Genomic DNA, 10,667 nt, shown 5'->3' with positions numbered 1-10,667 from the left:
AGTGCCTAAAGGAGACGGGCAAGAAAAAGCTATCTCAGCGGGTACATAAATGCCAGTATTGCGGGTATACCCAAGACCGCGATATAGCCGCGGCTCAAGTAGTCGAGATTAGAGGACTGGAAGCCGTGGGACACACGGTGGGTAGAGACGTAGCATGCTACGTCTCTACTGAGGGTAAAGGTTCCGTCCTGGAAGACGTTAAACTCTGCCTCCCTGTGACGGAAGAATCCCCCGCGTTTTAACCGGGGGAGTGTCAACAATATGAATTCACAGCCGGCTTGTGGGGTCTTCTCGACCGGGATTGTAACGTAGCTATTAAGATAAACATAGAAAGGTTATTGCATATTCCTCACTATAAAAAGCCAAAAGCACCGCCAATTAGCAAAACCCCAACGGAAGCCTAGCGGCTCTCCCGTAGGGTCAGTGCCAAAGGATGTCACAAAATTGTAACATTGGAGTCTGTGCCATTATCTGCATTAATGCTTATGATGATTGAATGGGGGAAGACCAAATTGGAGGTCGGCAATTTAGGTCGTTTCTTCTTGATCCGTTAAAGAAAATGATTAAGCAGTTTGCTAATGTAAGAAAGCATAGACACAGCGACAGTGAATGAACTGCACTCTCTATCCCTATTTTTCGATGTTCAATGCCTGCAAAATCCTGTTCAAACCATCTGTTAATTATTGAAGACGAAAAAGGGCGCAAGGAATATACCTTGGAGGAACCCGTTTATTCCATAGGCAGAGATCCGGATGTGGATATTCGTCTGTTCTCACAATTTGTGTCTCGCCGACACGCTACTTTAGTGCGGCGAGAACGGGAGGACGGCAGTTTCTACTACCGTATTGTCGATGGTAACCTCAAAGGGAAAACCAGCGCCAATGGACTGGTAATTAACGGTCGTAAACTTCCAGCCCATGATCTTGAAGATGAGGACGAAGTCGTCTTCGGTCCTCAAGTTAGTGCCAAATATTATATACTCAAGCGCGACTCGGTTCCCACTGGACCTCCTGATGAGTTTGACATCACCCTGATTAGCCCCAATATGATGGGGGGAGATCCAGATGACTGGACACCCTGATTATTAGCCCAACTTTGATCAGGGAAGTCCAGAGGATTGAAACCAGGGGATTGAAACGAAAGGAAACGAAACAAACCCAACCATGGAATAAAGGAAAACAAAATCTGACTACAGGGTAAGTCGGGATTTATCCAGCAACACTTTCTAAGAGTTGCCAATGGCGGTTTTGGGCAACCGCCTCTTGAACTTCATAAAACTTATCGTGGCAGTGGTTGTCTACCTGTAAAGGTAACTCTTCATTTTTGATCACGAAATTCATGCGAATTTCCTGATCGGTAGCCATCGATTTGTCAATCAAAACCTCCACTGTCACGAGTTTGGCAAAGGCAACATGACCGGGAATCTCCCGTGCCATGATATAGTCTCCCGTATCATAGATAATGTCAAAATCGCAGGATTGTAAAACCTCAATCAACGATGGCTGAAGGTGATCGGGAGAAACTGCAACCGTAAATGAACAAGTGTAGCGAGCCATATTTAACCCTAGGCGTCAGATAGCTAGACCTTCTTATCATATCGAACCTATGTTAAGGCTTATGAGCAGAAGGCTAAAAAAAATAAACTGATGCTCAGTTGTTTATCAGCTACCAGTATCTTAGCGGCTGATCCGGATAAGATGATCAATAAATTAGATTAGGGGTGGAGAAGGGGAAATGCTGATCGTGTTTGAGGGGGTGGAAGGCAGCGGCAAAACCACCCAAATCCAGCGATCGCGCGATTGGTTCCTCTCCAGTGGCGTACTAGACACCCTGGGTAATTGTGGTAAGCAGCCACCTGTGATCATCACCCGAGAACCCGGAGGAACCACCCTAGGCATAAAACTACGTCAACTCTTACTCCAAGAAAACTCCTCATCCATACAACACCGCACTGAACTACTACTCTATGCCGCTGATCGATCGCAGCATGTTGAAGAATTGTTACAGCCTCAGCTCACCGCCGGGGCGATTATTTTGTGCGATCGCTACACCGACTCGACGATTGCCTATCAGGGGTATGGACGAGGGATTGACCTAGCCCTGATTGAGCAAATCAACCACATCGCCACAGGAGGAATAGAAAGCGATTTGACCTTGTGGTTAGATGTTGATGTCACAATTGGTTTACAGCGAGCTAGAGAACGGGGAGTCGCTGATCGCATGGAACAAGCGGAGTTAACCTTTCACCAGCGAGTACAGCAGGGTTTTGCCCAATTAGCCTCCCAGTATCCCCAGCGAATTGTCAGGATTGACGCCAATCAAAGCCCTGACGCCGTACAACTAGACATTCAGACGGTTTTGCGTCAACGAATTCGGCAGAAGTATGTCATAGATGTTTGACAAATGACAAATGACAAATGACGAACATAGTAAACATAGTTGCACAAAAACAAGCGATCGCACTCTTAGAGGGGGCAATTACAGCCAACCGCATCGCCCCAGCTTATCTGTTTGCCGGTTCTCCTGGAGTAGGGCGGGGTCTGGTCGCCCGTTGGTTCATTGAACGGTTGTTTTGTCAAGATATCCCACCCCAGCAGCAACCCTTACTCAAGAAACGCCTACAACAGGGGAACCATCCAGATCTCCTCTGGATCGAACCCACCTATCTGCACAATGGCATTCGCTTATCCGCCAAGGAAGCGGCAGAAAAAGGACTCAAGCGCAAAACCCCCCCTCAAATTCGCCTGGAACAAATTCGAGAAATTAGCCAGTTTTTAGGACGTTCTCCCCTAGAAGCCTCTCGTCAAATTGTGGTGCTCGAACAGGCGGAAACCATGGCAGAATCAGCCGCAAATGGCTTGCTCAAGACGCTAGAAGAACCCGGAAACGCCACATTAATTTTAATCGCACCCAGTCCCGATGCCTTATTACCCACCTTAGTTTCCCGTTGTCAACGGATTCCCTTCTATCGATTAGCACAAGACGACATGGCACAGGTGCTGCAGCAAACGGGTTATGAGCAGATTCTCCAAGAACCCTCTATATTAGCCATTGCCCAAGGAAGTCCCGGAGAAGCGATCGCGGCGTTTGAACAACTCCAAGCCATTCCCCCAGAATTACTGGCAAAGCTGAACCAATTGCCCAACTCATCCCGCATGGCGCTAGAACTGGCTAAGGAAATTGATCAAACCCTTGATCCCCAAGCTCAATTGTGGTTAGTGGACTATTTACAGCATAGCTACTGGCAACACCAATCCCATACTCAGATTATTCACCAATTAGAGCAAGCGCGAACCTACTTACTTGGCTATGCCCAACCTCGATTAGTTTGGGAAGTGACACTCTTAGAGTGTCATACCAAGTTGCGTTCTATCATGTCATTCTGAGCGAAGCGAAGAATCTGGGCAGATGCTTCGCGTCACTCCGTTTCACTGCGTTTTGCTCAGCATGACAGATTCTACCTTAGACTGCAACTTGGTATCAATCAGTGTAACCACAGTTAGCATCTAAAAGAAGTAGAGACGTGCCGGCGGAACGTCTGTCGATTGTAGTGGCGTGGCACAGCTAATTTAGGGGATTAGAACTGTAGGGGCGGGTAGACAAATTTCATCTTAATTTCATTTTAGTTTGTCAAATTAGAACTGTTTGGATAGACGATTATTTTGTCTCATCCCCTTCTTTACTGTCTCAAATATAGCGAGGGCTATTATCAATGAACCGTAAACTTAATCATATTTGGCTTTGTGGGTTGGTTAGTCTTACCTTAATCAGTTGTGCTTCTCCTCCAGATAATCCCACAACGAGTCAGCCAACGCCCACAGAAACCGCCATTACTACCCCTAAGCCAGCACAGGTGACTCTCACTCCAGCCTCGGATAACTGGCGAGAAAAAACTCATATTCATGGTATGGCGATTGATCCAGATAATCCAGAGATTCTGTATCTAGCGACGCATCACGGGTTATTACAGCGTGCTGAGGATGGTAAATGGCTACAAGTGGGAACTGATCGGTCTGATTTGATGAGTTTTGCCCCACATCCTACAGATAATCAGCGCTTTTACGCCAGTGGTCATCCTCCTGAAGGAGGAAATTTAGGCTTCATCGTCAGTGAAAACAAAGGGCAAGATTGGCAGTTGCGATCGCTCCCTGGTGTCGATTTCCATGCTTTAGCGATCGCGCCGAGTAATCCTGATGTAATGTATGCTTGGGCAGCATCCGGAAAACAAGGCGAACACGGCTTCCTCACATCCTCCGATAACGGCAAAACGTGGCAGGAAGTGCAACCAATTGGATTAAGGGGTGCGCCTTTTGGTTTAGCCGTTGATCCCAATCACCCCGATCATGTTTTTGCTACTACCCGCAATGGATTATTTGAAAGTATCGATGGGGGAAAGAATTGGATGGTTTTACCGAATACGAAAAATGCCCCAGTTGCCGGATTGACGCTGAAATCAGAAGGGGAGCAAACGGTAATGTATGGCTATCGTTTGGCGTCTGACTCGCCGGGTATTTTTCGCAGTACTGATCGAGGTAAAACCTGGGAACTTGTCGGTGAAGGGATAGAGGGGACTATTTTACATCTGGCGATTGCTCCCAACCATCCCGAAATTATTTACGCTGTCAACGATCAGAATCAGGTTTTTCAGTCTCAGGATGAGGGCAAAACTTGGAATAAATTGAGTTAAAAATACTCTAGACTGAATCCTATTCATGAGAATGTCCTGAATCGTCTTGGTGTCCATGTTCAGTTTCTGACCCTTGATGATGATCGCCCGATTCTGTAGCATCATTGGGGAGTAAAAATTGCAATTGTGAGCGAACTTCTGTGTGTCTAATTATTCCTCCCTGAAGTCCCGTCCATGACACCAAACCTGTAGCAATAACTGCCACGACTAACAAGGTTATGGGAAACCAAGAGGGAGTGTTCTTTATCCCTCGAAACAAGCCAAATAAGCTCATTACTCCTAATATCTCTAAAGCAATGAGAGCTTGCTCGGCAATGTTTCTATGGGCGTGAATCAACGAATGGGGAACTTGAGGAAGAGCGCTAACCACTTCTTCCGCTTGCATCCCTGCCCAAAAAACGGGGATCGTAATTAGGGCAATGATAAAAAAGCACCAATAACTTGCTTTTTTCAAATCTTCACTATCTTTGGCTAGGGCATAAATCAGTAATAGTAAACCAAATATAGTTCCGATAATTGGAAAATGGTTTAAAAGTAAATGGATGTGAGTCCAGCTCAAAAACATGGTTTTTATCTTTGTCGTTTCCCGGTTATAATGACAAGTAAATTGTAAAATTATCTGAATATTATATCTTTAAATAACTATCCTTTTTCAGAGGAAAACCGAAGCTTTCCTCTGAGTGGAGCATGATAAAAAAGTCGATCTAGCGACAGATTTTATTACGCTGCCACTGTAGACATTTGCCGACAGGATTCAGCGCAACGACGGCACATCTGAGCGCAAGCTTGCATCTGATCGTCATCATCAAACTGTTCACAACTCTGAGCGCACTGATCGCATATCTCGGCACAAACTGCACAGGTACGGGTGTCGAAGTTCGAGCCACGAAGCATAAAGTTGGCACTCGTTTGGCAGATTTCAGCACAGTCCATCATTTGCTTAATATGATTAGCTGTAGTGTGCTGTCCCCCCTTTTGAATACAATAGGTAATTGTATTCAGGCAAATACTGCCACAATCTAGACAGTTTTGGATGCACTTTTTTATCTCTGAGTTAACTTGGTGTAACGTCAGCTCTTGTATTGCCATAATTTTACCTTTTTTTATTGAACTTTTTTCTGGAAAATCGATGGATTGACCACCTCGATTTCATCCTAGGAGACTATCGATGACATTCAATCTACCTAAAGAAGTATAAAATATTAACTTGTGTAAATTATCGAAGTATTCGTCTATACTTTACTAAATTACTCTCGGCAAGGTTAGACTTTACTTTACTGAGCAATAAAATGCTTTCCTGAAAGATAGCTATTGTATTTTTTGACAAGGTTTTGTTATGGATTGGGATTACGAACTTTTAGTTATTGGCGCCGGACCCGGTGGTTTAGCGGCGGCTGAAAGCGCGGCTGGATATGGCGTCCGGGTGGCGATCGCGGAGCAAGATCAAGTCGGTGGGACTTGTGTGGTACATGGTTGTATCCCCGAAAAACTCATGACTTATGCGGCTGGTTTCTCCAAAGTGTTTGAACGGGCGGATGAATATGGATGGGGTCATGTTTCGAGGAACTTTGATTGGTGTCAATTTATGGAAGCCAGAAACCGCGACATTCAGCATTTGTGCCAAAGGCATACCCAAAAGCTGGAAAAAGCTGGCGTTGAATTGCTCAAAGGACATGCTAAATTCTTAGATGCTCACAGGGTAGATATTGATGGACATCCGTACAAGGCGAAGTATATCTTGATTGCGGTTGGTCGAAAAGCGATAAAACCCGAGGTTCCCGGAATTGAATATGCGATTACGACGCGGAAATTTCTCGATCTGAAGCATCAACCCAAACACCTGGCTATTATTGGCAGTAACTATATTGCTGTGAAACTGGCGGGGATTATGAATGGGTTGATCTCAAAAGTTACTCTAGTCATATCCGAAGATAAAATTTTGCCCGGTTGTGATCAGGATTTGCGGACAACGGTTCAAGACGAGATGACTCGGTTGGGAATTAGAATTTGCACCAATAGCCAGGTTGAGAAAATTGAACGAGTGCAAGATTGTCTGAATTTAAGGTTATTGGGTAACAGTGAACCCGTAGAAGTGGAGACAGTTGTCTGGATTAGTGATCGCATTCCTAACTGGGATGGATTGGGTTTAGAGAAAGCTGGGGTTGAAGTCAAACAGGGAGCGATCGCGGTTGATGAGTACAGCCGTACCAGTCAAGCTAATATTTTCGCTGTAGGTGATTGTACCGCTAGAGCGCCATTTACCCCAGTTGCGATCGCGGCGGGTCGAGCTTTCGCCCAGACAGAATTTGGTGATCATCCTCACGTTGTCGATTATGACTATGTTCCCTACGTTGTTTCTTCCCAACCTGAAGCCGCTACCGTCGGGTTAACTCAAGCCCAAGCACAAGCGCAGTTGGGCGAATCAGTGCGTTGTTATCAAAAAACATTCCAATCCCTTTTAGATATGAGGGCAAAATCACCGGAAAAAACACTACTGAAGCTAGTAGTTGATCGCAACTCAGATCGGGTTTTAGGCGCTCAGATGGTAGGAGACTGTGCTTCTGAGATTATTCAGATGATTGCTTTAGCCATTAACGCTGGGGTGACTAAGGCAGATTTTAATCATACGATTGGGATTCATCCTTCTATCGGTGAAGAATTTTTCTGTTTATCTTGATTGGAAAAAGACAGAAGGCGAACATGGCTTCCTGACATTCTCCGATAACAGCAAAACCTCAATGATCACAATACCCTTAGAAAACACTCAATTAGTTACCCCCAAAGAGTCTGGGTTTGTCTCTGACTACTTAGGGACGGTTATGTCCCACAATGTAAAGATTTTATAAAAAATCTATAAAGCTGTGAACCTAAGTGGGAAGATCAACATATCGACTTGATCCTCTTGCTTTTGTGATAGCAAGGTTAGGGGAAATTTCGATAGTCCAATTTTCTACTTGAGGTGAATCTTAGATGAAGAGATCATTCCAACTGATCAAAGTGGCTTTGGCATTTTTATGTGCTTTGGTTCTGACCTTTAACGTTGTCGTAAATAAGGCTTTGGCTACGGGTCAATTTAGTCAAACTTGTGAAAATATAACCATCAATGGTTCAACGCTTTCAGCCGAATGTGAAACAAGGAATGGGTATTATCGGACAACCTCTATTAAATTAGATGATTACATCGGTAATTTGGATGGAGTATTATCTTGGGGTGATTCCAACTTTTCCCAAACCTGCCAAGATATAGGTCTAGCGCAGCTACTCAGCAGCCGAGAATTCCTCCTCGCTGCTCAATGTGAAAAAGTAGATGGAATAACTTACTCACAATCAGACATCTCTTTAGATGAACACATTGCTAATATTGACGGCACTTTAGAATACGAATAATTGTCGTTAATTGTCAAGTGAGTATTACTTAAGAACAATTATATACATTGTTCTTAAGTAAACTGTAAGGATTCAGGTTACTAGAACATCAGTGTAGTAATCCTAGCCACAAAGTCACCTCCACATAGACCTGAATCCTTACCAAAAATTTACCGGATAACCGTAGCAATCAAACCCCCAGCTAACCAAATATAGGAGACAATCGCCAGCCAAAACAGCACCCGCTCAATGATACCTTTGTTACCACCACCGTGATGCATCCCACCCTTGTGATCCTTTTTGCCACCCCAGCGCAGCCAAGCCAAAACCCCGGTGACAGCGAGAAAGGCAAGATTCAGCCAGAATGTATAGTCAATAGCAAAACGCTGCGTCTGGGCTTGACTCTGCCCGCTACTTTGTGGCAAAAGCCCCAATAAGGAAAAGCCATAGTGCATGACAATTGCTGTCGCCACCAATGCGGCTAAAAAGACACCCAGGATATACAATGCCATTTTCCAGCCGTAGTATTTGGCATTAATCCGAATCACCGGGAACACGACTAAATCACTAAAAATAAACGCGATAACCCCAGCAAAACTCACCCCATTGGCATAGAGAACCGAAGCCAAAGGAATATTTCCCATAGAACCGATAAACGTGAAAAACGCCGCCACCGGTCCAACAATAGTATTTTCTAGAATCGCCAAAAATCCGGGATTACCATTTTGTCCAGCACCAATAAACAGGAACTGAAAAAACGATCGCGGCACAAATACGGCAATAGCCCCCGCCACTGTAAACCCGATGGTTACGTCTTTCCAAACCATCTTCCATTCCATGAAATATTTGCGGGCAACCTGTTTCCATCCCTGTTTGGTTTGAATCTTCTCCTTCCAGTCGGGAGGATCTTCCCCATCCTTTTGCTCGCCTTCATCTTCCCGTTCCCGCAGTCGTTTGCGTGCCTTTCTAATTAGCTTGGTGGGGCGCGTAAACCGCACAATCAACCACATCGAAATAATCAGCAGAAGTCCGCCCAAATACTCGCCGACGACGAACTGCCAACCGAGGAAGACGGCGATGATAAATCCTAACTCAATAACTAAATTGGTTGAGGCGAGTAAGAAAGCCAAGGAAGGAACAAACCCGGCTCCTTTTTTAAATAAGGATTTCGTTGTCGCTAGGGCGGCAAAACTACAGGAACTAGAAATAAACCCGAAAAAGGTTCCCAAGGCGACGCTACCTTTTCCCGCTTTACCCATTGTCCGTTGCATACGTTCGCGGGTCACAAAAACCTGGATAGCGCTGCTAATGACATAACCCAAGATGAATGCCCATAACGCTTTCCAGAAAAAGCCCAGTGAGGTTAACACCGCCTCACTATACAGTTGCCAAAAGTTTGCGTTGTTCATGATAATTATTTGACGTTATTTTAGGTTTATGATCTTGTAAGCTGTTACGCATTTAAATTGGGAATGGGTAGTCAGCAAGATGCTCGCATTACAACGATTTTCACTTGTTGACATTAAGGTTTAAATGCCGCACAGCTTAATCCAGCGTATTGGCGTGGCACACTTAATTTGATAGATTAGAGTCGGCTTTTAGTAGGGAACATTAGCCCTAGATTCTGTTGGGTTTCCTGGCGTCAACCTAATCTACAACTTGCTGTCCTTTCGCTTCTCACTGTAGAAAGTTGCGGGTGCGATCGCGTCCAACTAGAGAATGAGCTGTAATATCTGACTAATGGTAGACAACGATTTCATTTTGATTTCATGACTTGATGCTATGAGAATTTTTTTAGTCGAAGATGAACCCGATTTAGGCGCGGCGATTAAGCGGGCGTTGAATCAAGAGGCTTATATTGTGGATTGGGTTCTGGATGGCGTTGAAGCCTGGGAATACTTAGAATCCGACTGGATTCAATACACCTTGGCAATCTTTGATTGGCTATTACCCGGATTATCCGGATTAGACTTATGTAAACGGCTGCGATCGCAACAAAGTCCTCTGCCCATCTTAATGCTCACGGCAAAGGATCGGATGGAGGATAAAATAATGGGGCTAGATGCTGGCGCTGATGATTATCTAGTCAAACCCTTTGGTATGGAGGAACTCCTAGCGCGGTTGAGAGCATTGCAGAGGCGATCGCCTCATTTCCAAGCGCAACACCTCAAAATCGGCAACCTCACCTTAGATTACGGTACTCATACCGCTTATTGGCAAGACTCCCCAGGAAATCAGCAAACGATTCCCCTAACTCATAAAGAATTTCAGTTGTTGGAATATTTTATGAGACATCCCAACCAAATTGTCACCCGCGATCAGGTGCTCAATCAACTCTGGGAATTGGGTGCAGAACCGATGAGTAATGTTGTGGCGGCGCAAATGCGACTGCTGAGACGGAAGCTGGCGCAGCAGGGTTGCGATCATTTGATTGAGACGGTTTATGGGGTGGGTTATCGTCTAAATGTTCCATCTTTATCAATGGATAATTAATAATTGATAATTGACAATTGATTAATTGGGTCTAAAACCTCTTCGTTTACGAAGAAATTAAAAAAGATTTTCCTTAATTTCAATCCTCTTCTTTTAAGGAGAGGTCATTATCCATTGTTCA

At 44.7% G+C, this 10,667-nt stretch carries 11 protein-coding genes and 1 pseudogene; 8 read left to right on the top strand and 4 right to left on the bottom strand.

Annotation, left to right across the window (positions count from 1 at the left end):
- Window positions 1-242: pseudogene (locus RLO19_RS23005) on the top strand (RNA-guided endonuclease InsQ/TnpB family protein); the annotation flags it as partial.
- A gap of 404 nt (window positions 243-646) precedes the next feature.
- Window positions 647-1,081 (top strand): FHA domain-containing protein, encoded by a 435-nt coding sequence (locus RLO19_RS23000; RefSeq protein ID WP_446338984.1) that lies wholly within the window; start codon window positions 647-649, stop codon window positions 1,079-1,081.
- Between the two features lie 127 nt (window positions 1,082-1,208).
- Here the strand turns inward: RLO19_RS23000 and RLO19_RS22995 are convergent, their stop codons facing one another.
- Complete coding sequence (locus tag RLO19_RS22995; RefSeq protein ID WP_006104062.1) at window positions 1,209-1,556, bottom strand: hypothetical protein; 348 nt, start codon at window positions 1,554-1,556, stop codon at window positions 1,209-1,211.
- Between the two features lie 178 nt (window positions 1,557-1,734).
- On the opposite strand from RLO19_RS22995, the gene tmk reads away from it, so the two are divergent.
- The 3 genes from tmk (at window position 1,735) to RLO19_RS22980 (ending at window position 4,687) form a co-directional block, all read left to right on the top strand.
- On the top strand, window positions 1,735-2,400 hold the full coding sequence (gene tmk, locus RLO19_RS22990; RefSeq protein WP_446359735.1) for a dTMP kinase: 666 nt from the start codon (window positions 1,735-1,737) through the stop codon (window positions 2,398-2,400).
- Window positions 2,401-2,417: 17 nt separating this feature from the next.
- Entirely contained in the window at window positions 2,418-3,386 is a 969-nt protein-coding gene (gene holB, locus RLO19_RS22985) for a DNA polymerase III subunit delta' (RefSeq protein ID WP_446359734.1), read from the top strand.
- 326 nt (window positions 3,387-3,712) lie between these two features.
- Complete coding sequence (locus RLO19_RS22980) at window positions 3,713-4,687, top strand: F510_1955 family glycosylhydrolase (protein ID WP_446359733.1); 975 nt, start codon at window positions 3,713-3,715, stop codon at window positions 4,685-4,687.
- 19 nt (window positions 4,688-4,706) lie between these two features.
- On the opposite strand, the gene RLO19_RS22975 is transcribed toward RLO19_RS22980, so the two are convergent.
- Window positions 4,707-5,252 carry a hypothetical protein gene (locus RLO19_RS22975; protein ID WP_446359732.1) on the bottom strand — a complete coding sequence of 182 codons (546 nt, stop codon included), beginning with the start codon at window positions 5,250-5,252 and terminating at the stop codon, window positions 4,707-4,709.
- 155 nt (window positions 5,253-5,407) lie between these two features.
- Complete coding sequence (locus tag RLO19_RS22970) at window positions 5,408-5,776, bottom strand: four-helix bundle copper-binding protein (protein ID WP_446359731.1); 369 nt, start codon at window positions 5,774-5,776, stop codon at window positions 5,408-5,410.
- Window positions 5,777-6,023: 247 nt separating this feature from the next.
- On the opposite strand from RLO19_RS22970, the gene gorA reads away from it, so the two are divergent.
- Together gorA and RLO19_RS22960 are read left to right on the top strand one after the other, a co-directional pair.
- Entirely contained in the window at window positions 6,024-7,364 is a 1,341-nt protein-coding gene (gene gorA / locus RLO19_RS22965) for a glutathione-disulfide reductase (protein ID WP_446359730.1), read from the top strand.
- 293 nt (window positions 7,365-7,657) lie between these two features.
- Window positions 7,658-8,074: a mannose-binding lectin gene (locus RLO19_RS22960; RefSeq protein WP_446359729.1), complete on the top strand. Its 417-nt coding sequence runs from the start codon at window positions 7,658-7,660 to the stop codon at window positions 8,072-8,074.
- Window positions 8,075-8,223: 149 nt separating this feature from the next.
- Here RLO19_RS22960 and RLO19_RS22955 read toward each other — a convergent pair whose 3' ends face one another.
- Complete coding sequence (locus tag RLO19_RS22955) at window positions 8,224-9,462, bottom strand: permease (RefSeq protein WP_446359728.1); 1,239 nt, start codon at window positions 9,460-9,462, stop codon at window positions 8,224-8,226.
- Between the two features lie 373 nt (window positions 9,463-9,835).
- Between RLO19_RS22955 and rppA the strand changes: the two genes are divergently transcribed.
- Window positions 9,836-10,546, top strand: a complete 711-nt coding sequence (rppA, locus tag RLO19_RS22950; RefSeq protein WP_446359727.1) for a two-component system response regulator RppA — start codon at window positions 9,836-9,838, stop codon at window positions 10,544-10,546.
- The last annotated feature ends 121 nt before the right edge of the window (window positions 10,547-10,667 follow it).

This window comes from Coleofasciculus sp. G2-EDA-02 (assembly GCF_040226375.1).
Lineage (GTDB): Bacteria > Cyanobacteriota > Cyanobacteriia > Cyanobacteriales > Coleofasciculaceae > Coleofasciculus.
This window is presented reverse-complemented; position numbering and strand designations above follow the sequence as displayed.